Raw genomic sequence first — 23314 nt, 5'->3', positions numbered from 1 at the left:
CCGGCACAGACCGTGCTATGCTTGGCCATCTTCGTCGATCCCTCCCTTGTTATGCGAACCTAAAGTTCGTTCAACCATTCGGGTCCCGATGAAGTGCCGGTCGCGATCTTGCTATGCCAGACAGCCCTCAAGGCTTCGGTGGGCACCGATCCGATCGAACGGCGACCCAGCTCGGGCGGCCACCCGGGCTGGGCCATTCCTCACGGAACGGCTCAACATAACCGATCAGGCTAATACAAGGGTGGGCAAAGGCGCGCAGCGCCGTGCCCACCTTCGTCTCATGACTGTGATTGGTGGGCACGCTCCGCTTTGGCCACCCTACGAGAGCTGGGGCGGAGCAAACAGTCTCACCCCAATTTGAACAGCACCTGCAAAAACTCCTCCACGGCCTTGCGCGCTTCGGCGGCTGTCTTCGGATTGCCGCCGACATGCGGGTTGAGCTCGACACAGGCGTCCTTGTAGGAGAAGGGCGCGTTGGTATCGCCGTTCATCAACACGCCGCCGTCACCTTCCTTGATATGGCAGTTGCGCACGGTTTGCGCGTTGGCGGACACAGTGACGGTGTTGAGGCCGAGCAGGCCGCTGTCGAACCCATGTGCACTGTCACGATATTCGGTCAGCACCACGTCGCGCCCGACCGCCTTGAGCCGCTCGACGAAAGCCCTGCAGCTTTTCACGGGATTGTAGTCGTCGGGCGCGCCGTGGAAGATGCGGATCGGTCGCGCGACGACTTCGCTATCGCCAACATAGGTCGTCGAGCAATCCGGATAGAACGGGATATTAGGCCGCGAACTGGATGCCTGACTTATTCCACAGCTTGTTGAAGCGCTCGAGGCTCGCATAGAGCGTCGCCTGTCCGCCGCGTGAAAAGCCCATCAGCACGATGCGGTCAGGATCGACGCGGGGATGCTTCGCTAAAATCTCCAGCGACCGGTAGATGTCCACGATCAAATTGAGCCGGCCCAGCAAGGCCTGGTTCGGCCCAACCAGCGTCAGGCCGCGCCCTGTAAAGCCGTCGACCACGAAGGTGGAGATGCCCATAGCGTTGAACGCGTGCACCCAGGCTTCCGTGGTGGCGCCGACGCCGCTCGAGCCGTGCATCAGCACCACGACGGGGAGTTTTCCGGTCCCTTGCGCGACGCGCAGTTCGCCCGCGACCGTCACCGGCTTGCCGGCCGCCGCATCACCACTGAGGAGTTGCTGGTCGGAGAGGGTGAGCGAGGGGATTGGATAAATCTCGGCGCGGGTGGCGACCTCTTTCGGAAGCGATTGTGCGTTGGCGCCAATGCCCGCGAACAGAGTCGATATAAAGAGCGCCACAGCAACGCGGAATGCCCTCGGCATCGGATCTCCTCTCGTGATTTTGATCGGGTGCAACAACAGGCTCGCGCGCTGGAACGATCGTCGTGGACATTGCGTGATGCTTGCGCCAGACATGAGGACCGCCGCCGTACCAACTCGGCTCACTCAACATTGGCGCCTGATCGTGGGTTCGGAGCAAGCCTGAATCGGCTGGCCTGGTCAACCGGGTTGGACGGCAATTTGCGGGCGACGGCCAGGATCGGGCGCTCCCGCCGAGAGGGGCGAAGCCGAACCCGGCCTGTCCTGGCGATGCCCCTGACCATGCTCGCCTCCCAGGCAAAACTTTGTAATTCCTTGCGCTTTCACGCTGCGGCAGGGCAGCCCTGCGGCGCCGAAAGGCGCTTTCCGGGCCGCAAAATGCCGTGTTAGAACCCCGGCATCGCTTAAGGCTTAAGAACTGGCGGGAGCAAATGAAACACATCCTGGACGCCCTTGAAGATCGTCGTGCCGGTGCCAAGCTCGGCGGCGGGGAGAAGCGCATCGAGGCGCAGCACGCCCGCGGCAAGCTGACCGCGCGCGAGCGCATCGAGCTCCTGCTCGACAAGGGATCGTTCGAGGAATTCGACATGTTCGTCGAGCATCGCTCCACCGAGTTCGGCATGGAGAAGAACAAGATCCCGGGCGATGGCGTCGTCACCGGGTGGGGCACCGTCAATGGCCGCAAGACCTTCGTCTTCGCCAAGGATTTCACCGTGTTCGGCGGCTCGCTGTCCGAGACGCACGCGCTGAAGATCACGAAGCTGCAGGACATGGCGATGAAGGCGCGAGCGCCGATCATCGGCCTCTATGACGCCGGCGGCGCCCGTATCCAGGAGGGCGTCGCCGCGCTGGCCGGCTATTCCTACGTGTTCCGCCGCAATGTGCTCGCCTCGGGCGTGATCCCGCAGATCTCCGTCATCATGGGCCCCTGCGCCGGCGGCGACGTCTATTCACCCGCGATGACCGACTTCATCTTCATGGTGAAGAACACCAGCTACATGTTCGTCACCGGCCCCGACGTCGTGAAGACGGTAACGAACGAGGTCGTCACGGCCGAAGAGCTCGGCGGCGCCTCGGTGCACGCCACGCGCTCCTCGATCGCGGATGGCGCCTTCGAGAACGACGTCGAGACGCTGCTCCAGATGCGCCGTCTGATCGACTTCCTGCCATCCAACAACACCGACGGCGTGCCGGAATGGCCGAGCTTCGACGACATCGGCCGCATCGACATGTCGCTGGATACGCTGATCCCCGACAATCCGAACAAGCCCTACGACATGAAGGAGCTGATCCTCAAGGTCGTCGACGAGGGCGATTTCTTCGAGATCGCGGAGGCGTTCGCCAAGAACATCGTCACAGGCTTTGGCCGCATCGCGGGCCGCACCGTCGGGTTCGTCGCCAACCAGCCGATGGTGCTGGCCGGCGTGCTCGACAGCGATGCGTCCCGGAAGGCCGCGCGCTTCGTCCGTTTCTGCGACGCCTTCAACATCCCGATTGTCACCTTCGTCGACGTGCCGGGCTTCCTACCGGGCACCGCGCAGGAATATGGCGGCCTGATCAAGCACGGCGCCAAGCTGCTGTTCGCCTATTCGCAATGCACCGTGCCGCTGGTGACCATCATCACCCGCAAGGCCTATGGTGGTGCCTTCGACGTCATGGCCTCCAAGGAGATCGGCGCCGACATGAACTACGCCTGGCCGACCGCCCAGATCGCGGTGATGGGCGCCAAGGGCGCGGTCGAGATCATCTTCCGCAGTGACATCGGCGACCCCGACAAGATCGCGGCGCGAACCAAGGAATACGAAGACCGGTTCTTATCGCCGTTCATCGCCGCCGAGCGCGGCTACATCGACGACGTCATCATGCCGCATTCGACAAGAAAGCGGATCGCCCGGGCGCTGGCGATGCTGAAGGACAAGAAGACGGAAATGCCGGCGAAGAAGCACGACAATTTGCCGTTGTGAGGGCACGCAGCCCGGATGAGCGCAGCGACATCCGGGTCTTTGCCTAAGCCCAGCATGTCGCTTCGCTGATGCGGCCCACCAACTTCTTCTGAATTCGCATGACCGAAGACGATCCGATCGATGAGATCTCCGATATCGAGGCGCGGATCGAAGCGCTCGCCGAGATAGCCGAGCGGTGCCGGAAATACATTCTGGCGTCCAAGATCGCCATCGGCGGCGGGACCGCGCTGCTGCTCGTCACGATCCTCGGTCTGTTGGGATTAGGCCAGACCGCCGCGCTCGGATCGATCGCTCTGGTGTTGGGTGGGATCGTCTCGCTCGGCTCGAACGTCAGCACGTTGCGGCAGACGGACGAGGCCATCAGTGCTGCGGAGGCGCGTCGTTCGGCGCTGATCGGAAGCATCGATCTTCGCGTCGTTGCCGATACGCCGCTGAAGCTGGTGTGACGCGACGCGTCGCACGCCCCTACGCCGCAGTCCTGAGCGTCAGCACCTGCAACTCCGCGCGGCATTCGGCTGCGAAGGCCTGAAGGCGTTCCGCGGTTTGCTGGTCGAGGATCGCCTTTGCCAAGCGCTCGGCGCGGGCAATCTGTTCTTTGAGATACGCGATACGGGCCATGGGTCACCTTTCGCCTCGAATAATTTGAGGCAAATTGCTTCGTTCCGATGGCTATGAGCGTACGCTTACCACCGGGTTAATGATGTGCGGCAGGTCACGCTCGGCGGGCCGCATCCCCCGCGGCGAAATGCGCCATCTGGTCCGCGCGGGCTTTGAGGAAGGCCGGGCGGGCCGTGGCCCGGGCGAGGTAAGCGCGGCAGGCTGGGTAGCTCGCAAGTCCCTCGAAGCGGTCGACGGGGCGCAGCACGTCCGACATCAGGATGTCGGCGACGGAGAAGGACCCCGCCAACCATTCGCGGCGGGCCAGCACCGGTTCGAGATGCTTGAGACGAACCGTAAGGAACCCGTCCAGGAATTTCCATGCTGGCGTGCCGTCCGCATTGCCCATGAAGTTCAGCATCGCCCAGGGCAGGCTCGCCATCTCCACCGAATTGAGCGCGGCGAACACCCATTTCGTCGCCTCGCTGCGGCAGCGCGGATCCGATGGCATCAGCTTGTCGCTGCGCTCGCCGAGATGCAGCAGGATCGCGCCGCTCTCGAAGATCGAGAGGTCGTCATCGGTCAGCCACGGCACCTGGCCGAAGGGCTGGTGCGCGAGATGTGCGGCGCCGCGGTCCTCGAACGGCACGCTCGCGACGCGATAGGGCAAAGCGGCTTCTTCGAGCGCCCAGCGCACACGGAGATCGCGTACGAAACCCCTGGGCATCTCGGGAACCCAGTCGAAGGTGGTCAGCGTGAGGTCGGCCATGTCGTCTCTCCGTGTCTTGGCTCAGACCAAGGACGAGCAAAGGGCACGCATTCCGACACCGGTGACAACTGTTTTTGTCGCCGGCGAGTGAAGCGGCTAGTCTTCGCTCAAACAATGGGAGGAAACCCGATGCCATCAGCGTTCTTCGTCGTCCGCGCCACCGTCACCGACGCGAGCAAGCGCGCCGCCTTCGACAGATGGTACGAGACGGAACATCTGCCCGATGCGGTGAGGGCGTTCGGCGTAGCCAAGGCCTGGCGGTTCTGGAGCCTGGACGATCCCTCGCTGCATCAGGCCATGTATCAGTTCGATGACGAGGCGAAGCTCGCGGCGATGCTGAAAGGTAATGCGCTGAAGCGCCTGACGGCCGACTTCAACCGGGACTGGCCCGAAGTGACGCGCACGCGCGAGACGCTGGTGCTGGCGCAGGAGTTCGCGACGTAGGCGACAGGCGATACCGTCCGCTTCTCATCGAAACTGAACGCATGATTCAGCTTCGGTTCATGTCGTCACCGCGACACTTCCTCGGCATCACGGGCACGATGATCCAAGAGGAAGAAGCCATGGAGCGCCGAAATTTTTTGAAACTTGCACTGGGGGTGACGGCGGGAGCCGCCGCCTTCGCTGCGACCGCGCAGGCCGCGCCGCTGTCACCGCAGCCGCTCACTGATCCCACCCGCATGCCGCAAGGTCACTCCGACGCTCATCCCGCAGTCACCACCAGCGAAGAAGCCGGGCAGGTGAAGCCTGAGCAGGTGCACTGGCGTGGGCGCGGCCGGCATTGGGGCTGGCGCCACCGCCATTGGGGTTGGCGTCGCCGGCGCTGGCACCGCCGCCGTTATTGGTAAGCCCGCGGCAACCGCGAATTGGACCGGGGATCGCCGCTGGCGGTCCCCGTCTCGATTCGGGAGGCGCTCAAGGGAGACCGTCGACTAGCGCCAAAACGAAATTGGCCGCGCAGGCGGTCCCGCGCGGCCATTTTGCAATGCGAAAGGATCAGAACGGACGGCAGCGGCCGGCGTACCAGCGGAAGCCATAGGGGCACGCGCGTGCGCGGGGCACCACGACGACCGGCGCCGGGGCGACCACTACGGGCGCGGGGCGCACAACGACTGCCCCGCGCATCGGACGGCAGCCGCCATAGGGGCCACGATACCAGCCGGGGCCGCAGCCGCCGGCGGCGCTGGCCGCTTCGCTGAAACCGACGACCGCGCTGGCGAGCATGGCGGCGGCGAACAGGTATTTCATTTGATCTTCCTTCTGGTCCTTCGGGAGAGGCTTAGGGGATGGCGCTTGCGGCGAACAATGAATCAACAGACACGATTCGACACGTTAAATCGGGGGCGTGCCGACACGTCGCGATCCAAGCCTGCCAATCATGACCTGAATGCGGCATGAACATTGCTCCGCATGCCGCTTCACGCGATGGCGACGGCGCTAGCGGCCAAGAAACTCCAGCACCAGCTCCCGATACTTCTCCGGCGCCTCCAGGAAGACGAGATGGCCGCTGTCCGGGATCACCTCGGCCCGCGCATTCGGCATCTTTGCGGCGAGCACTTTCGCGAGTTCGGCATTCTGCCCCATCTTGGCGCGCAGCGCCTCCGGCGCGCTCACTCGTCCCGGCGCGTTGTGATCGTCGGCGCCCATTACAAACAGCGTGGGCAGTGTGATGAGCGGGATCTCGTGTGCCACCGGCTCGCGATAGATCATCTGGCCGGAGCTGACGAAGGCACGCAGCCAGCGCGGATAATCGGGGCTGCCCTTGATGTTGAAACGGGCATCGATGAACGGGGTGATCGCCTCCGGCGGCAGCTTGATCGAATAGTTGGTCTGGAGCTGCTTGCGATAGCCGTCCGCCGTGAGCTTGTCCTCGGTCTCGATCATCTTCTCGGTCGGCGTCGGCGGCACGTAGAGGCGGTAGTCCTCCAGTCCGATCGGCGCGGTCAGCACCAGATGGGCGATGCGGTCGGGATAGGCGCGGGCGATGCGCACACCGAGCATGCCGCCGAGCGAATGAGCGACGATCTCGGCCCTGTCGATCTTGAGATGATCGAGCAGCGCAATCGTGTTGCGCGTCAGCGTGTCGAAATGGAGTTCACCCTGCGGCTTGGAGGATTTGCCGAAGCCGACCTGGTCCGGCACGACGACGCGATAACCCGCCTCGCTCAGCATCTTGATCACGGGGGCCCAGTAGCTCGACGGGAAATTACGCCCGTGCAGCAGCACCACGGTGCGGCCGTTCGGTTGCGCGGCAGACACGTCCATATAGGCCATGCTGAGCTGCTCGCCGTCATTGACGAGCGGCAAAAGGTGCACGGGATAGGGATAGGCAAAGCCTTCGAGCGCGACGCCGTAGGGCTCGCGCGGCGCGGTGTCGGCGCGGGCGGATGTGAGCGGGAATGCGAGGAGGGCGGCGCAGAGCGCGGCCCGGAGGAAGCGGTTCATTGGGGGTCTCGTGTTTGGAGCCGTCATTCCAGGGCACGTCGACGACGCGAAACCCGGAATCTCGAGGTTCCGAGTTCGCTGCTCCGCATCGCCCCGGAACGACAATGCGCATAAAGTGATGGATGGCCGGGTCAAGCCCGGCCACGACAACAATGGGAGTTCACACGGCATTGTGTGCCGTCACGCAGCTTGCGTGATCAGTCCTTGCCATTCCCGAACAGCGCAGCGAACTGTTTCTCGCCGGTGCGGGTGAAATTCACAACGCGGCTTCCGGGCGTGGCGTCGCGTGCGGCCCATTTGAGTTCGGCGAAGCGCTGCATCATGGCCGCCCCCAGTGTGCCGGCGAGATGATGCCGCCGCTCGCTCCAGTCGAGACAGGCCTTGCACACCGGGCGGCGCGGATGGGTCAGCATGTCGGGCGAGATCTGCAAATGCTTGGCGAGGAAGCGCTCGCCCTCCGCCGTCAGCTCGATCTCCTGCTTCTTCTGCCTGACCAGCTGCCGCGCGCGCATGGTGTCGAGCATCTGCACGCCGAGATCGCCGGCGAGATGGTCGTAGCAGATCCGCGCGCGCCGCAACGCCGGATCCTTCGGCCCGGTGCGCACGCGCATGTGGCCGGTCCGCGCGGCAAGCCCCGCCAGGCCCTCGAGCACGCCGGCGACGTCGTCATCGGTGAGGCGGTAGTAGCGATGCCTGCCCTGCTTCTCCGGCTCGACGAGGCCGCCGGCCTCGAGCTTCGACAGGTGCGAGCTCGCAGTCTGCGGCGTGATGCCGGCCTCCTGCGCCAATTCGCTCGCGGTCAGCGCACGGCCGTTCATCAGCGCGGTGAGCATGTTGGCGCGCGCGGGATCGCCGACCAGGGAGGCGACCATGGCGATGTCAGGACCTGATTTCATGCTTCGATGGTAGCCGAAGCATCAACGTCCGGCAAGGAGGTAGGTTTTCACCAAGTCGTCATTGCGAACGACGGCGAAGCGATCGTCACTACTTGACCCTCATCCTGAGGAGCGCGCCTTTGCGCGCGTCTCGAAGGAGGAAGGCCCGGCTGGTGGCCTCGCCCTTCGAGACGCCGCGCACGCGGCTCCTCAGGGTGAGGGGCTGACTTTGGTGATCGCTGCGCTCGCAAAACGACGGAAACACAGGAGCCCACCATGTCCATCACCGTCTTCATCCGCTACCAGCTTGATCCATTCAAGCGCGCCCAATTCGAGGAATATTCGAAACGCTGGCTCACCATCATCCCGAAATGCGGCGGCGAGCTGATCGGCTATTTCATGCCGCATGAGGGCACCAACAACATCGCCTTCGCGCTGATCACCTTCGAGAGCCTGGCCGCCTATGAAGCCTATCGGGCGCGGCTGCGGCAGGACGCCGAAGGCATGGCGAACTTCCATTTCGCCGAGGAGAACAAGTTTATCCTCGCGGAAGAGCGCACCTTCCTGCGCAAGGTGGTATTGTAGGCCACGACATCGTTAGCAGGAGACGCCCATGATCGCTGTGATCTTCGAAGTCTGGCCGAAGCCGGAACACCGCCAGGACTATTTCGACCTCGCGGCCGATCTGAAGCCGATCCTGCAAACCATCGACGGCTTCATCTCCGTCGAGCGCTTCGAGAGCCTCACCGAGAAGGGCAAGATCCTGTCGGTATCGTTCTGGCGGGATGAGGCGGCCGTGCAAGCCTGGCGCAACACGATGGAGCATCGCCGTACCCAGGCCAAGGGCAGGGCGAAGATCTTCGCCGATTATCATTTGCGCATCGCCAGCGTCATCCGTGACTACGGCATGAATGATCGCGAGCAGGCGCCGAAGGACAGCCGCGCCGTGCACGACGCACATTAGCGCTGCCCCGGGCGCGCCCTTGCGCTGCCCGGCGCGCACTAGCGCTGCCCGGGCGCGCACTAGCGCTGCCCTGAATGCGCGCCTATGTCTTCGCGGCCAATAAGGGAGAGAAACATGCACGTGACAACCGCTGACAAGCGCGCGACGTTCAGGAAGATGCACGAGAGCGGCTGCTTCATCCTGCCCAACCCAGTCGACGTCGGCAGCGCCAAGGCGTTGCAGCATCTCGGTTTCAAGGCGATTGCGTCATCGAGCGCGGGCTTTGCCTGGACCATCGGCAAGGCCGATAATCACGTCAGCGTCGAGGAGGTCTGTCAGCATCTGGCAGCATTGAGCTCCGCCGTCGACATTCCCGTGAATGCGGATTTCGAGGGCGGCTTTGCCGTCGAGCCGGACAAGGTCGCGGACAATGTCGAGCGCTGTGTCCGCACCGGCGTTGCCGGCCTGTCGATCGAGGATTCCACCGGCGACAAGGCCAAGCCGCTCTACGACCGCGCGCTCGCGGTCGAGCGGATCAAGGCCTCGCGCGAGGCGATCGGCGACAGCGGCACGCTGCTGGTCGGCCGCTGCGAGGCTTATCTGTGGGGCGTGACCGATCTCAAGCTGATCATCGACCGGCTCACCGCCTACGCGGACGCCGGCGCCGATTGCCTTTATGCGCCGGGCCTGAAGAGCCGCGAGGACATTGCGGCGGTGGTGAAGGCGGTGCATCCAAAACCGTTCAATCTCCTGATCGGTGGCTCCGGCCTGTCGTTGCAGCAGGCGGCCGATCTCGGCGTGCGTCGCATCAGCGTCGGCGGCTCGCTCGCCCGCGCCGCCTGGGGCGGTTTCATGCGCGCGGCCAAGGAAATGGCGGAGCAGGGGACCTTCACCGAGCTCGGCAACGGCTATTCCGGCGGCGAGCTGAACAAGATGTTCAGCTGAGCCAAAGGAAAAGCGGCGGACCTTTTGGGTCCCGCCGCTTTCGTAGCCTCTCGCTGTCATGCCCCGCCTAGTGCGCAATTGCGCACGGGACGGGGATCCGCTACGCCGAGGCTTCTCGATTTTAGCCACGACCGTCTCGGAGTGCTGGGCCGCCCGGTCAGTCGGGCGACGACAGCTATCGTGTTACTTTTACTTCGCGCCGTCAGACGGCGTCTGCGTATCGGGCGCCGGCTTGCTCGGTGCCGCACCCGTGGTCACGCCCGGCCCGGTGTTGTTGCGCGGCGTTACGTCGCGCATGCCGGGAGGCGCGGTCGGATTGGTCGGCTGCGTCTGCGCGGTCTGCGACGTCGGCGCGTTGCTGGCCTGGTTGGTCGTGCTGGTATTGTTCAGGCCGTAGAACACGGCACCGAGCACCAGCGCAATCGCGACGGCGAACAGCGCAACCTTGCCGCTGGAGGCGGGGCCTTCGCCAAGCTCCGGATCGGCCTGAAGGTCGGCATCCCGGCGCGCCGCGCGAAGATACTCATCGTCGGCGAGGTTCGGGCGGTACGGATCGTTGGGAAAACGGTCGTCAGCCATCGATTGGTCTCCTCGGGTTATTGCCGCGGGACAACCCATGGATGCGAGATTCCGTTCCCGGCGCTTTATGCTTTCGTCGCATGTTGCTCCGGCCACGGGAATCAGGAACCTGTCCATGGGAACCGTGGACCAGGTTCCACAGAAGGAAAACAAATCCATGTGGAGCCTGCTGCCGACGGACGGCGTCCTGCATGTTCTGGCGTTGGTCGCCTTGACGGCGGAGGGCATGACGGCCGCGCTGGCCGCCGGTCGACGGAGCATGGACTATGTCGGCGTTTGTCTTCTCGCCGGCGTGACCGCGCTTGGCGGTGGCACGCTGCGCGACCTGTTTCTCGGTCACTATCCTTTGGTGTGGGTCGCCAACCCGATCTACCTCGCGCTGCCGGGCGGGGCAGCGCTGCTGACGATCCTGATCGCGCGGCTGGTGCATCGGCTGCACCTCGCATTCATCGTTCTCGATGCGATCGGCCTCGTCGTCTTCACCATGATCGGCTGCAATGTCGGCTGGCAGATGGATGCCTCGCTGCCGATCGTGATCGTCTCGGGCATGGTGACGGGCTGCGCCGGCGGCGTGCTGCGCGACGTGCTCTGCAACGACGTGCCGCTCCTGTTCCGATCCGAGCTCTACGCCAGCGTCTCGGTCGTGACCGGGCTGTTCTACGCCACAGCCTTCGGTCTCAATCTCAATGCCGAGCTCTGGACGATCCTGACCTTCGTGCTCGGCCTCAGCTTCCGTCTGCTCGCGGTCCGCTACAGATGGGAGATGCCGAAATTCGTGTTCACAGGGGATGAAAAGAAATAGCGCGCTTTCTTCGCCTCGAAGACTTGGATTGCTCGCCAATGACGGAGAGAGGGCGACGGCCCGGACCTACGGCTCTTCCTTCCTGGCCTTTGCCACCTGCGCCGACGTCACCATCGGGCCCGCATTGCCCCAGGAATTGCGGATGTAGTTCGTCACTGCCGCGATCTCGTCGTCGGACAATTGCTTGGCATAGGCCGGCATCTCGGCGGTGTTGGGCGCACGCGGCGTCGTCACGGTGTGGGCGCCATCGAGGATGATGCGCAAGGTGGAGGACGGATTGACCGATTGCAGCAGAGCGTTGCCGGGCAGCGGCGGATATATCCGTGGGCTGCCTGTGCCGTCGGCCTCGTGGCAGGCGACACAGAGCTTTGCGTAGACCGCCTGGCCGGCCTTCATCTCGGCAATGTCAGCCGGCGTCACGATGGTCTCGCGCCGCGCCGGCGGCAGGCTCTTCAGGTAGACCGCGATCGCACGCACGTCGGCATCGCTCATCTTCGAGGTCGAGTTGACGATCACCTCCGCCATCGGCCCGCCGGCATGGCTTTTGGCGTTGCGGCCGCTTTGCAGATATTCGGTGATATCGTCGGCGCTCCACGACTTCAGCCCGGTGCGCGCGGCGCCGTCGAGCCTTGGGGCATACCAGCCGCCGACCTCGTTGCCGGACAGCGCCTGCGCTTGCTTGTCCGCGCCAAAATAGTTCTTCGGCGTGTGGCAGGCGCCGCAATGGCCGAGACCGGTGACGAGATAGCCGCCTCTGTTCCACGCGGCGCTCTGGCTCTGGTCCGGCTCGAACAGGCCAGGCTTAAAGTACAGATAGTTCCAGACCCGCATCAGCCCGCGATAACCGAATGGCCAGCGCAGCTCCGGCGGCTTGTTGCGGTTGGCGACCGGCGCCAGCGTTCCCAGATAGGCCCGGATCGCCAGCGTGTCGTCCTTCGTCATCCGCGTGAAATAGGGATAGGGAAAAGCCGGGTAGTAGTTCGAACCGTCAGGCGCGAGGCCATAGCGCAAGGCGCGCGTGAAGTCGGCATCGGTCCAGGCGCCGATCCCGAAGTCGCGGTCTGGCGTCAGGTTTGGCGCGTAGATCGCACCGAAGGGCGTATCGATGCGCTTTCCGCCCGCGAACGGCTTTGCCGGATCGGCGGTGTGGCAGCCCGCGCAGTTGCCGGCCTCGACCAGCATCTTGCCGTAGGCGATCAGCTCCGGCGAGGGCTCGGCGGCGCGGGCTGCGCCTCCAACTGCACTGCACAACGCCAAACCCGCGAGAGCCGAGCCAGCCAGAATCGTCCGCATCGAAAGCCTCTCCTGCGACCAATCGACGTCGTCCCGCAGTATAGGGGCCTCACGTCATTTCGCGACGGCGGGGGTATGGTGACACAAATTGAAAATGCCCAGCGTGTTTCAGGCCACGAAATTGCGATTTTTACCCGGCGCTCCCTTTGCTCCAGATTTGTGATGCGGAGCGTGAAATTTCCGACATAGAGTGGCGGAGATGGTCGGCGCGCCCTAGCTAAAAATGACGGGCAGGCAACGGCTTAAGTGGCCAAAGGCCAAGAAGGGCGGAAGAGGACAGCATGGGCATCAACCAGGGTCCGATCAGTCTCGATCAGAAATACACCCAGCAAACCGGACACGTTTTCACCACGGGCATTCAGGCGCTGGTGCGCCTGCCCATGGCCCAGATCCGGCGCGACCGCGCCAACGGCCTCAACACCGCGGGCTTCATCTCCGGCTATCGCGGCTCCCCGCTCGGCGGCTATGACCAGCAGCTCTTCGCCGCACGGAAGCATCTCGAACAGTACAACATCAAGTTTCAGCCCGGCGTGAACGAGGATCTCGCGGCGACCGCCGTATGGGGCTCGCAGCAGCTCAACCTCTCGCCCGGCGCCCAATATGATGGCGTGGTCGGCATCTGGTACGGCAAGGGCCCCGGCGTCGACCGTTGCGGTGACGTCTTCCGCCACGGCAATGCCGCCGGCTCGGCCAAGAACGGCGGCGTGCTCTGTCTTGCCGGCGACGACCATGGCGCAAAATCCTCCACCGTCCCGCATCAGTCCGACCATGCCTTCATCTCGGCGCTGATGCCGTATCTCTATCCCTCGAGCATCCACGAGATGATCGAGATGGGTCTGCTCGGCATCGCGATGTCGCGCTACTCCGGCTGCTGGGTCGGCATGAAGGTGATCACGGAGACGGTGGAGACCACGGCCGAGATCGACCTCACCGACGAGATGAAGCCCTTTATCATCCCCTCCGATTTCGAGCTGCCGCCCGGCGGCCTCAATCTGCGCTGGCCCGACGACCGCTTCGAGCAGGATCGTCGCCTCCAGGACTACAAGGGCTTTGCCGCGATCGCCTTTGCGCGCGCCAACAAGGTGAACCGCGTCACCATGGATTCGCCGAATGCCCGCTTCGGCATCATGGCATCCGGCAAGAGCTATGAGGATGTGCGCCAGGCGCTGCGCGAGCTCGGGATCACCGAGGAGGTCGCCGCGAAGATCGGCCTTCGCCTTTACAAGATCGGCATGCCATGGCCGCTGGAGCCGGAGAGCGTACGGCAGTTCGCTGTGGGGCTCGAAGAAATCTTCATCGTCGAGGAACGGCGCGAGATCGTCGAGAACCAGGTCAAGCAGGAGTTGTTCAACTGGCGTGACGACGTCCGCCCACGCATCGTCGGCAAGATGGACGAGCACGACAAGCGCTTTTTGACCTTCGCCGCCGAGCTCAGCGTCGCCTCGCTTGCGACCTCGTTAACCGAGCGGCTGCTTCGACTTAATCTCAACCCTGAAATTGCGGAGATGCTCCGCGTCAAGGCCGACTGGTTCAACGGCCGCCAGGCCACGCAGATGCAGGCGGTCGCGCCCATCTCCCGTACCCCGTATTTCTGCTCAGGCTGTCCCCACAACACATCCACGAAAGTCCCCGAAGGCAGCCGCGCCATGGCCGGCATCGGCTGTCACTTCATGGCGCTGTGGATGGACCGCTCGACCGAAACGTTTACGCATATGGGCGGGGAGGGCGTGCCCTGGGTCGGCATTGCGCCTTTCACCAAGGAGAACCACATCTTCGCGAATCTCGGTGACGGCACCTATTTCCATTCGGGCATTCTCGCCATCCGCCAGGCGATCGCCTCCAAGGCGAACATCACCTACAAGATCCTCTACAACGACGCCGTTGCCATGACCGGCGGTCAGCGCCATGACGGCGATCTCTCGCCGCAGCAGATCACCCAGCAGCTTTACGCCGAAGGCATCCGCGAGCTCTATCTGGTCTCGGAAAACCCCGATGCTTACCCGGCCGACACCATCGCGCCAGGCGTGAAGAAGTATCACCGCGACGAGCTCGACAATGTCATGAAAATGTGCCGCGAATACAAGGGCACGTCTGCGATCGTGTTCGTGCAGACCTGCGCGGCCGAGAAGCGTCGCCGGCGCAAGCGCGGCTTGATGGAAGACCCGCCGCGCCGCGTCATGATCAACCCGGCGGTCTGCGAGGGCTGCGGCGACTGCTCGGTGCAGTCGAACTGCATCTCGGTCGAGCCGCTCGAGACCGAGTTCGGCCGCAAGCGGGCTATCAACCAGTCCTCCTGCAACAAGGACTATTCCTGCCTGAAGGGTTTCTGTCCGTCCTTCGTCACGATCGACGGCGGTGCGCCGCGCCATCGCGCGCCGGCGGAGCTCAGCGAGATCGGCGAGCTTCCGGAGCCGGCCTCACGCCCGAGCCTCGACAAGCCGTACAACATCGCAGTCGGCGGTGTCGGCGGCACCGGTGTGCTCACCATCGGCGCGCTGCTCGGCATGGCCGCCCATATCGAGGGCAAGGCCTCGATGATCCTCGACATGTCGGGTCTCGCGCAGAAGGGCGGGGCGGTGCTCAGCCACGTCCGCCTGTCCGATCATCCGGCCGAGGTCACCTGCTCGCGCATCGTCACCGGAACGGCCGATCTTGTGCTCGCAGCCGACGAGGTGGTCGCGGTTGCCAAGGACACGATCTCGCTCTGCGACTCCAGCCGCACCCGCGGCATCATCAACAGCCACGTCATCCCGACCGCCGATTTCGTCCTCAACCGCGACTTCAATTTCCAGACCCGCAAGCTCAATGCGGTGCTGGAGACGGCGCTGCACAAGGATTCCGTGTTCTTCGATTTCACCAAGCCGGCCGAGCAGCTGCTCGGCGACGCTATCGCCACCAACATGATGATGATGGGCTATGCCTATCAGAAGGGGCTGTTCCCGCTGTCGGCGGCGTCGATCGAGCAGGCCATCGAGGTCAACGGCGTCTCGATCAAGATGAACAAGGAGGCCTTCCGCCTCGGCCGCCTCGCGGTCGCCGATCCCAAGCGCCTCGCCGACATGCTGAAGGGGACGGACGAGGTCGTTGTACCCAAGACGCTGGAGGCGATGACGTTGGACGAGATCATCGAGCATCGCGCCAAGCACCTCACCGCCTATCAGAATGCTCGCCTGGCAAAACGTTATCGCAAGCTGGTCGACCAGGTCCGCGAGGTTGCGGTGAAGGGCGGCTATGGCGAAGCGCTACCGCGCGCCGTCGCGGTGAACTACGCCAAGTTGTTGGCCTACAAGGACGAATACGAAGTCGCGCGCCTCTACACCGACGGCGCCTTCGAGCAGCAGCTCCGCGATCAGTTCGAGGGCGAGTTCAAGTTCAACTTCAATCTGGCGCCGCCGATCCTCAGCCGCGGCGTTGATGCGCTCGGCCGTCCGAAGAAGCGCGCCTTCGGCCCGTGGATGCTGAACGTCTTCCGCGTGCTGGCCAAATTCAAATTCCTGCGCGGCACGCCGTTCGACATTTTCGGCCGCAGCGCCGACCGCAAGCTCGAGCGCGACCTGATCGCCGGCTACGAGAAGGACGTTTCAACCGTGCTCGGCCTGCTGTCGCCGGTCACGCATGACACCGCCGTGGAGCTGCTGTCGCTGCCCGACCGCATTCGCGGCTATGGCCCGGTGAAGGAGAAGGCCGTAAACGACGCCAAGGCCCGCTACGCCCAGCTCGCCGCTGACCTCGCCAACCCGCCGCCCGCGCCAAGGCAGATCGCGGCGGAGTAGGTCTCCTAGACCTGCGATTTTCCTCTTTGAAATCAACCCCGTTCTACTGTGCATGGGGTTGTTTTCGTAAAAAAGAAAATCGCTTGCGCGGTCGGGCAAAACAGCTTTAGGACTCGGCTGTCGCCTGCATCATTGGCGAGGAGCCCTTGCGACGACGCAATCCAGCACAAGAGGCGGACCGCATTTGCGCCAAGCCGCTACCCTCTCGCGGGGCGGAATATTTCCGCGCTTGCCAAGCAGGCCACCGCGGTTCAGAAAAACGGAGCAAGAAGAAACGCGAGCGGAGACCTGAAGTTTGACCATCAAGGGCAAGGCCTACATTGCCGGGATTTTTGAACACCCGACCCGGCATGCGCCGGACAAATCCACCGCCCAGCTCCACGCCGAGGTCGCCAAGGGCGCGATCGAGGATGCCGGGCTCTCCAAGGACGATGTCGACGGCTATTTCTGCGCGGGCGATGCGCCCGGCGGCGCTTGGCCGATGGTCGATTATCTCGGCCTGAACACCAAAAAACTCCGCCATGTCGATTCCACCGAGACCGGCGGCTGTTCCTACATCATCCATCTCGGCCACGCCGCCGAAGCGATTGCGGCAGGCAAGTGCTCGATCGCGCTGATCACGCTGGCCGGCAAGCCGCGCACCGGCGTGATGCCGCCGCGCGCGGCCGGCGCAGAGGTGGATTTCGAATCCGCTTACGGCGCGACCACGCACAATGCCTATGGCATGTGTGCCATGCGCCACATGCACGACTATGGCACCACGAGCGAGCAGCTCGCCTGGATCAAGGTCGCGGCCTCGCATCATGCGCAATATAATCCGCATGCGATGCTCAAGGACGTCGTCACCGTCGAGGACGTCCTGAACTCGCCGATGATCTCCGATCCCCTCCACCGCATGGATTGCTGCGTCGTCTCCGATGGCGGCGGCGCGCTGATCGTGACGACGCCAGAGATTGCCAAGAGCCTGAAGAAGCCTCAGGTGCGCCTGATCGGCCATGGCGAGGCCATGAAGGGCCCGCGCGGCGGCAAGGATCTCGACCTCACTTATTCCGCCGGTATCTGGTCCGGCCCGCGCGCCTTCGAGGAAGCCGGCATCACGCCGAAGGACATCAGATACGCCTCGATCTACGACAGCTTCACCATCACCGTCTTGATGCAGCTCGAAGATCTCGGCTTCTGCAAGAAGGGCGAGGGCGGCAAGTTCGTCGCCGACGGCAATCTGATCTCCGGCGTCGGCAAGCTGCCGTTCAACACCGACGGCGGTGGCCTCTGCAGCAATCATCCCGTCAACCGCGGCGGCATGACCAAGATCATCGAGGCCGTCAGGCAACTGCGCGGCGAGGCGCATCCGAAGGTGCAGGTTCCGAATTGCGATCTCGCTATCGCCCATGGCACCGGCGGCCTGTTGGGTGTCCGCCACGCCGCCTCGACCGCCATTCTGGAGCGCGTGTGATGAGCGAAACAAAAAAATACCCGGCCCCGGTGACCAATCCCGAGACCGCAGCGTTCTGGGACGCGGCGAAAGAGGGCAAGTTCATGATCAAGCGCTGCACCGCCTGCGGCGAAGCGCATTACTTCCCGCGCGCGATCTGCCCGTTCTGCTATTCCGACAAGACGGTGTGGGAGGAAGCGTCGGGCGAGGGCACGATCTACACTTACAGCCTGATGCGGAAATCTCCGACGGGCCCTTATGCCATCGGCTACGTCACGCTGAAGGAGGGGCCGTCGGTGCAGACCAATTTCGTCGACTGCGATCTCGAGAAGCTGAAGATCGGTCAAAAGGTGAAGGTGGTGTTCAAGCCGACCGAGGGCGCACCGCTGCCGTTCTTCACGCCGGCCTGATTGCTTTCTTCCTTCTCCCCTTCTGGGAGAAGGTGGCATAGGCCGCCTCCGGCGGCCGTCCTTAAAAGACGCCAAAGCGAAGCTTCGGCTTTGGCGCCGGATGAGGGGTATCGCTCCGCGGAGAGATTGTTTGATGCGGAAGCAACCCCTCACCCAAATGAGTTTGCCGCACCGTCCTCGCTGCCCTCTCCCACAAGGGGAGAGGGCACTTCAACTGGCGGTGCCGAAGACATTCGGGAGGAAGACAAACAACATGTCCGCCAGATACGAAGAACTCAAAAGCCTGAAAAACATCGGCCAGAAATACGCCTACACCGACCGCGACGTAATGCTCTACGCCTATGGCATCGGCCTAGGCGCCGATCCCATGGACGAGAAGGAGCTTGCCTTCGTCAACGAGGGCACGCTGACGCCGCGGCCGCTCAAGGTAGTGCCGACGTTCGCGTCCGTGGCAGCGTGGGGGTCGGGTCCCGGCGAGATGAACCTCAACCGCGTGATGGTGGTCGATGGCGAGCGCGACATCACCTTCCACCAGCCGCTGCCGGTCGCCGCGAACATCACCGCCGATTCCTCCGTGCTCGAGGTCTACGACAAGGGCAAGGACAAGGGCGTCGTGATCAGTCACCAGACGGTGCTGAAGAACGAGAAGGGCGAAAAACTGGCAACGCTGGTCGCTTCGCGCTTCGCCCGTGGCGACGGCGGCTTCGGCGGTCCGAACCTGACGCAGCCGGATCCGCACAAGATTCCGTCGCGCGCACCCGACAAGACCATCGACATCACGACGCGCCCCGATCAGGCCCTGGTCTATCGCCTCTGCGGCGACCGTAACCCGCTGCACTCCGACCCCGAGTTCGCCAGGAAGGCCGGCTTCCCGCGCCCGATCCTGCACGGCATGTGCACCTACGGCATCACCTGTCGCGGCGTGCTCCAGACCTATGCCGATTACGATGCCTCGGCCTTCCGCCAGCACGTTGCCCGGTTCTCTTCGCCCGTCTATCCCGGCGAGACCGTGACCATGGACCTCTGGAAGGACGGCAACGTGATCTCGTTTGAAGCCAAGGTGAAGTCGCGCGGGGTCACCGTGATCAAGAACGGCAAGACGGTGCTGGGTTAGGTCGGTCTCGTGCCCCGGACGCAGCGGAGCACGCGGTGATGCGCTGCTGAGCCGGGGCCGGGGATGCTCGACGAAGAACTGGGTCCCGGCTCTGCGATGCAGTTTCACGCTGTATCTTGTCCGGGACAAAACAAAAACAGGGAGACGCCACCATGGGACTACTCGACGGCAAGGTTGCGCTGATCACTGGTGCAGGCGGGGGGCTCGGTGAGGCCTATGCAAAGCTGTTCGCGCGGGAAGGGGCCTCGGTGGTCGTCAACGACCTTGGCGGGCCCCGCGACGGCTCCGGCGCTGACAATTCCATGGCGCAGCAGGTGGTCGACGCGATCAAGGCCGAGGGCGGCAAGGCGGTCGCCAACGGCGCCGACATCTCCACCATGGAGGGCGGCCAATCGGTGTTCGACGACGCCATCAAGCACTTTGGCCGGGCAGACATCCTGGTGAACAATGCCGGCATCCTGCGCGACCAGACCTTTCACAAGGCCTCCGAAGCCGACTGGGACAAGGTCATCAAGGTCCACCTGAAGGGCACCTTCTGTTGCACCCTGCCGGTGTTTCGCTGGATGCGTGAAAACGGCGGCGGCGTCATCGTCAACACCTCCTCGACCTCGGGCCTGATCGGCAATTTCGGCCAGACCAATTACGGCGCGGCCAAGGGCGGCATCTGGGGCCTGTCCAACGTGCTGGCGATCGAGGGCCGCAAGTACAACATCCGAATCTGGACGCTGGCGCCGGGCGCGCTGACCCGCATGACGGCAGACCTGCCCCGCTATAAGGAGAACCCCGGCGCGGCGCTGGGGCCGGACGGCATCGCGCCGGCCGTGCTATACATGGTCAGCGACTTGTCGGGCGACCAGACCGGCAAGGTGCTGGGCGTGTCCGGGCCCCGCGGTGTGCGCGAGATGCGGATGATGGAGATGGAAGGCTGGAAACCGCCGCACTCGGGCTGGAAGGCCCAGGACATCGTTGATCATGCCAAGGAGATCTTCTTCTCCGAGGAGCAGATCAAGATGGGGGCGCGGCGGTTTTAGGCTGAGTTGTCGTTCCGGGCCGATGCGAAGCATCGAACCCGGAACCTTGAGATTCCGGATCTGGTCCTTCCGACCATCCCGGAATGACAAAAGAAAGAGAGACGAGACGAACATGAAACTCACCGCCGATGCCAAGGGCACTTTCGCAATCGCGCCGACGCCGTTCCACGACGACGGCCGGATCGACGAGCGCTCGATCGACCGCCTGACCGATTTCTACGAGGAGATCGGCTGTGACGGCGTCACGGTGCTCGGCATTCTCGGCGAGGCGCCGAAGCTCGATGCCGCCGAGGCCGAGCAGGTGGCGGTGCGCTTCGTCAAGCGGGCCAAGAAGATGCAGGTGATCGTCGGCGTCTCTGCGCCGGGTTTTGCCACCATGCGCTCGCTGGCAAGGGCCTCGATGGACGCCGGCGCGGCCGGCGTCATGATCGCACCGCCACCATCGCTCCGCACCGACGACCAGATCGTCGGCTATTTCAAGCAGGCTGCCGAGGCGATCGGGCCTGACGTGCCCTGGGTGCTTCAGGATTATCCGCTGACGCTCTCGGTGGTGTTCACCCCCGCCGTGATCCGCAAGATCGTTATGGACAATCCGAACTGCGTGATGCTCAAGCATGAGGACTGGCCGGGGCTGGAAAAGATCTCGACGCTGCGAGGCTTCCAGAAGGACGGCTCGCTGCGTCCGCTCTCGATCCTCTGCGGCAATGGCGGCCTCTTTTTGGATTTCGAAATGGAGCGCGGCGCCGACGGCGCCATGACCGGTTATGCCTTCCCCGAGCTCCTGATCGATGTCGTGCGCCTCTCGAAAGAAGGCAAGCGCGATGCCGCGCATGATCTGTTCGACGCGCATCTGCCGCTGATCCGCTACGAGCAGCAGCCGGGCGCCGGCCTTGCCGTGCGCAAATACGTGCTCCAGAAGCGCGGCATCATCGCCTCGAGCGCCCAGCGCAAGCCCGGCGCGACCATCACGCCGGCGGCGAAGGCGGAGGTCGAATACCTGCTGTCGCGCGTCGCCCGAATCGACAAGCGCGCCAATCTCGGCCCGCAATCCAGCGCCGCAGGTTAGCCGCATGCCTGAAGCCATCGCATCACGCCCTGCCTCGACGATCCTCCTGCTGCGCGACGGCGCGGATGTCGATGGCAAGAGCCGCGACGAGATCGAGGTCTTCATGATGGTCCGCCATCATCAGATCGAGTTCAACTCGGGCGCGCTGGTGTTTCCCGGCGGCAGCGTCGATGCAGGCGACAAGGAGATCGTGGCCCGCGCCGACCTCTATTCGGGCGGCGAGGGCTTAAGCGAGGCGGACCGCGGCTTTCGGATCGCGGCGATCCGCGAGACTTTTGAAGAGAGCGGCATCCTGCTGGCGCGATCGAAGGATTCGGGCGCACCGGTCGATGCCAAGCGTGCCGGCGAGATCGCCGATGCGCACCGCGTCGCGCTCAACGAGCACAAGGTCAGCTTCCTCGATATCCTTGCCGATAACCGTCTTCAGCTCGCGCTCGAGACGCTCGTGCCGTATGCGCACTGGATTACGCCAGAGGGCATGCCGAAGCGGTTCGACACCTGGTTCTTCCTTGCGGCCGCGCCGCCCGATCAGCTCGGCGCCCATGATGGTCGCGAGTCCACCGACTCCATCTGGGTCTCGCCGCGCGAGGCGGTGGAGGGCGGGGCGAGCGGCCGCTTCAAGCTGCCGTTCCCGACCACCCGCAATCTGATCCGGCTTGCCAAGCAGGGCAGCGTGAGTGCTGCACTGGAGCACGCCCGCGGGATATCGATCGTCACGGTCATGCCTGTGATGACCAGGACCGAAACCGGCCGCCAGCTCCGCATCCCCCGCGAGGCCGGCTACGATGGCGAGGTGTTCGAGGTCGGCGCGGTCGGCTAGATACTTCGATGCCAAACGAAGTATCGGCGGCCGCGGACAAGCTAGGTTCTGTCCATCGCGAATGGATGGGACGCAAGTCATGGACAACCGGCAGGGTACCAACATCGCCGTCGAGCTGGCGTTGCTGGTCGCGCTCGCAACACTCTGGGGCGGCTCCTACACTTTCATCAAGCTGGGCGTTGCCACCATTCCGCCGGTCACGCTGATCGCGGCGCGTACCACGATCGCGGGCCTCTTGCTGCTTGCCGTCATGCGGGCGCGCGGCATTGGGATGCCGACCGACCGCGAGACCTGGCAGCGCTTCGCCTTCCAGGCCGTGCTCAACAGCGTCATCCCCTGGACGTTGATCGCCTGGGGCGAGCGCCATGTCGATGCTGCGCTTGCTACGATCCTCAATTCGGCCGGGCCGATCTTCACCTTCCTGCTCACGGCGCTGATCACCCGTCACGAGGCGACGACGCCGCGGAAGCTGTTTGGCGTGATCGCCGGCATGGCCGGCATCCTGCTGATCGTCGGCGTCAATGCCTTCCATGACATCGGCAGCGGCCTGCTGGCGGAGGCGGCGATCGTGGCCGCGACGATCTGCTATGCCTGCGCCGCGATCTTCGGCCGCAGTTTCAAGGGGCTCGACCCCATGGCGCCGGCCGCCGGCTCGCTGCTGGCGGGCGCAGCCGTGCTGATTCCGGCCTCGCTCGCGATCGAGCAGCCCTGGACGCTGTCGCCTTCGCCGGTTTCCGTATTGGCGCTGCTCGCGCTGGCCGTGTTCTCGACTGCGGCGGCCTTCGCGATCTACTTCCGTCTGATCCAGACATTGGGCTCGGTCGGGACCACGGCGCAGGCCTATCTGCGCGTCCCGATCGGGGTTGCCATCAGTATCGCCTTCCTCGGCGAGACCTTGAGCCGGACCGCCTGGATCGGTTTGGCCTGCGTCGTCCTCGGCGTTGCCGCCATGACGATCCCGGCCGGGCGGCCGGCAAGCGTCAAGAGCTCTTAGTCCGAGACGAAGAGAGGCGGCAGGCTCCGGATATTAAGGATATTCGTCGGCCACAGGCATGTTCCCCCGGGGGCGCAATACGTCGTATATTGGGCCTCCAGCAGCCTGGTCCTCAAAAGCC

23 protein-coding genes and 1 pseudogene are annotated in these 23314 nt (G+C 64.1%); 16 read left to right on the top strand and 8 right to left on the bottom strand.

Features of this window, described 5'->3' with window-relative positions; all coding sequences use genetic code 11:
• Positions 1-347: 347 nt before the first annotated feature.
• Positions 348-1344: pseudogene (locus IVB12_RS19365) on the bottom strand (dienelactone hydrolase family protein).
• A 428-nt stretch (positions 1345-1772) separates the two neighbouring features.
• Between IVB12_RS19365 and IVB12_RS19360 the strand changes: the two are divergent.
• Together IVB12_RS19360 and IVB12_RS19355 are read left to right on the top strand one after the other, a co-directional pair.
• On the top strand, positions 1773-3305 hold the full coding sequence (locus tag IVB12_RS19360; RefSeq protein ID WP_247276200.1) for an acyl-CoA carboxylase subunit beta: 1533 nt from the start codon (positions 1773-1775) through the stop codon (positions 3303-3305).
• A 98-nt stretch (positions 3306-3403) separates the two neighbouring features.
• Positions 3404-3751: a hypothetical protein gene (locus IVB12_RS19355; protein ID WP_247276201.1), complete on the top strand. Its 348-nt coding sequence runs from the start codon at positions 3404-3406 to the stop codon at positions 3749-3751.
• Positions 3752-3770: 19 nt separating this feature from the next.
• Here IVB12_RS19355 and IVB12_RS19350 read toward each other — a convergent pair whose 3' ends face one another.
• Both IVB12_RS19350 and IVB12_RS19345 read right to left on the bottom strand, forming a co-directional pair.
• On the bottom strand, positions 3771-3923 hold the full coding sequence (locus IVB12_RS19350; protein WP_247276202.1) for a hypothetical protein: 153 nt from the start codon (positions 3921-3923) through the stop codon (positions 3771-3773).
• A gap of 94 nt (positions 3924-4017) precedes the next feature.
• The gene (locus IVB12_RS19345) at positions 4018-4671 is read right to left on the bottom strand and encodes a glutathione S-transferase family protein (RefSeq protein ID WP_247301142.1); all 654 of its coding nucleotides are present in this window, start codon (positions 4669-4671) and stop codon (positions 4018-4020) included.
• A 129-nt stretch (positions 4672-4800) separates the two neighbouring features.
• Between IVB12_RS19345 and IVB12_RS19340 the strand changes: the two genes are divergently transcribed.
• Entirely contained in the window at positions 4801-5115 is a 315-nt protein-coding gene (locus IVB12_RS19340) for a hypothetical protein (RefSeq protein ID WP_247301141.1), read from the top strand.
• A 119-nt stretch (positions 5116-5234) separates the two neighbouring features.
• The gene (locus tag IVB12_RS19335; RefSeq protein WP_247301140.1) at positions 5235-5519 is read left to right on the top strand and encodes a twin-arginine translocation signal domain-containing protein; all 285 of its coding nucleotides are present in this window, start codon (positions 5235-5237) and stop codon (positions 5517-5519) included.
• A 148-nt stretch (positions 5520-5667) separates the two neighbouring features.
• On the opposite strand, the gene IVB12_RS19330 is transcribed toward IVB12_RS19335, so the two are convergent.
• The 3 genes from IVB12_RS19330 to IVB12_RS19320 all read right to left on the bottom strand — a co-directional run bounded on the left by IVB12_RS19330 (position 5668) and on the right by IVB12_RS19320 (position 8012).
• Positions 5668-5919 (bottom strand): hypothetical protein, encoded by a 252-nt coding sequence (locus IVB12_RS19330; RefSeq protein ID WP_247301139.1) that lies wholly within the window; start codon positions 5917-5919, stop codon positions 5668-5670.
• Positions 5920-6108: 189 nt separating this feature from the next.
• On the bottom strand, positions 6109-7116 hold the full coding sequence (locus IVB12_RS19325) for an alpha/beta hydrolase (RefSeq protein ID WP_247301138.1): 1008 nt from the start codon (positions 7114-7116) through the stop codon (positions 6109-6111).
• Between the two features lie 197 nt (positions 7117-7313).
• Positions 7314-8012 carry a winged helix-turn-helix domain-containing protein gene (locus IVB12_RS19320; RefSeq protein ID WP_247276208.1) on the bottom strand — a complete coding sequence of 233 codons (699 nt, stop codon included), beginning with the start codon at positions 8010-8012 and terminating at the stop codon, positions 7314-7316.
• A gap of 255 nt (positions 8013-8267) precedes the next feature.
• Here IVB12_RS19320 and IVB12_RS19315 point away from each other — a divergent pair, with 255 nt between their 5' ends.
• The 3 genes from IVB12_RS19315 (at position 8268) to IVB12_RS19305 (ending at position 9879) form a co-directional block, all read left to right on the top strand.
• Positions 8268-8576 (top strand): NIPSNAP family protein, encoded by a 309-nt coding sequence (locus tag IVB12_RS19315; protein ID WP_247301137.1) that lies wholly within the window; start codon positions 8268-8270, stop codon positions 8574-8576.
• 28 nt (positions 8577-8604) lie between these two features.
• Complete coding sequence (locus IVB12_RS19310; RefSeq protein WP_028151163.1) at positions 8605-8955, top strand: antibiotic biosynthesis monooxygenase; 351 nt, start codon at positions 8605-8607, stop codon at positions 8953-8955.
• A gap of 114 nt (positions 8956-9069) precedes the next feature.
• Complete coding sequence (locus IVB12_RS19305) at positions 9070-9879, top strand: isocitrate lyase/phosphoenolpyruvate mutase family protein (RefSeq protein ID WP_247301136.1); 810 nt, start codon at positions 9070-9072, stop codon at positions 9877-9879.
• A gap of 189 nt (positions 9880-10068) precedes the next feature.
• Here IVB12_RS19305 and IVB12_RS19300 read toward each other — a convergent pair whose 3' ends face one another.
• Positions 10069-10458 carry a hypothetical protein gene (locus IVB12_RS19300; RefSeq protein ID WP_247276212.1) on the bottom strand — a complete coding sequence of 130 codons (390 nt, stop codon included), beginning with the start codon at positions 10456-10458 and terminating at the stop codon, positions 10069-10071.
• A 157-nt stretch (positions 10459-10615) separates the two neighbouring features.
• On the opposite strand from IVB12_RS19300, the gene IVB12_RS19295 reads away from it, so the two are divergent.
• Positions 10616-11260 (top strand): trimeric intracellular cation channel family protein, encoded by a 645-nt coding sequence (locus tag IVB12_RS19295; RefSeq protein WP_247301144.1) that lies wholly within the window; start codon positions 10616-10618, stop codon positions 11258-11260.
• 66 nt (positions 11261-11326) lie between these two features.
• On the opposite strand, the gene IVB12_RS19290 is transcribed toward IVB12_RS19295, so the two are convergent.
• Positions 11327-12553 carry a c-type cytochrome gene (locus IVB12_RS19290; RefSeq protein ID WP_247301135.1) on the bottom strand — a complete coding sequence of 409 codons (1227 nt, stop codon included), beginning with the start codon at positions 12551-12553 and terminating at the stop codon, positions 11327-11329.
• Between the two features lie 281 nt (positions 12554-12834).
• On the opposite strand from IVB12_RS19290, the gene IVB12_RS19285 reads away from it, so the two are divergent.
• The 8 genes from IVB12_RS19285 to IVB12_RS19250 all read left to right on the top strand — a co-directional run bounded on the left by IVB12_RS19285 (position 12835) and on the right by IVB12_RS19250 (position 23193).
• Positions 12835-16326 carry an indolepyruvate ferredoxin oxidoreductase family protein gene (locus IVB12_RS19285; protein WP_247301134.1) on the top strand — a complete coding sequence of 1164 codons (3492 nt, stop codon included), beginning with the start codon at positions 12835-12837 and terminating at the stop codon, positions 16324-16326.
• Positions 16327-16621: 295 nt separating this feature from the next.
• Positions 16622-17779 (top strand): thiolase domain-containing protein, encoded by a 1158-nt coding sequence (locus IVB12_RS19280; protein ID WP_247301133.1) that lies wholly within the window; start codon positions 16622-16624, stop codon positions 17777-17779.
• Positions 17779-18168 carry a Zn-ribbon domain-containing OB-fold protein gene (locus IVB12_RS19275; RefSeq protein ID WP_247301132.1) on the top strand — a complete coding sequence of 130 codons (390 nt, stop codon included), beginning with the start codon at positions 17779-17781 and terminating at the stop codon, positions 18166-18168. The genes IVB12_RS19280 and IVB12_RS19275 overlap by 1 nt, the downstream gene beginning before the upstream one ends.
• Positions 18169-18421: 253 nt before the next feature.
• Positions 18422-19282: a MaoC family dehydratase gene (locus IVB12_RS19270; protein WP_247301131.1), complete on the top strand. Its 861-nt coding sequence runs from the start codon at positions 18422-18424 to the stop codon at positions 19280-19282.
• Between the two features lie 152 nt (positions 19283-19434).
• Complete coding sequence (locus tag IVB12_RS19265) at positions 19435-20313, top strand: SDR family oxidoreductase (protein WP_247301130.1); 879 nt, start codon at positions 19435-19437, stop codon at positions 20311-20313.
• A gap of 112 nt (positions 20314-20425) precedes the next feature.
• On the top strand, positions 20426-21379 hold the full coding sequence (locus tag IVB12_RS19260) for a dihydrodipicolinate synthase family protein (protein ID WP_247301129.1): 954 nt from the start codon (positions 20426-20428) through the stop codon (positions 21377-21379).
• A gap of 4 nt (positions 21380-21383) precedes the next feature.
• The gene (locus tag IVB12_RS19255) at positions 21384-22199 is read left to right on the top strand and encodes an NUDIX hydrolase (protein ID WP_247301128.1); all 816 of its coding nucleotides are present in this window, start codon (positions 21384-21386) and stop codon (positions 22197-22199) included.
• A gap of 79 nt (positions 22200-22278) precedes the next feature.
• Positions 22279-23193, top strand: coding sequence for an EamA family transporter (locus IVB12_RS19250; RefSeq protein WP_247301127.1), 915 nt, complete (start codon positions 22279-22281; stop codon positions 23191-23193).
• Positions 23194-23314 lie beyond the last annotated feature (121 nt).

The sequence above is a fragment of the Bradyrhizobium sp. 179 genome, assembly GCF_023073535.1.
In the GTDB taxonomy this organism is placed as follows: Bacteria; Pseudomonadota; Alphaproteobacteria; order Rhizobiales; family Xanthobacteraceae; genus Bradyrhizobium.
Note: the sequence above shows the minus strand (reverse complement) of the source record. Positions and strands in the feature narration are given on the sequence as shown.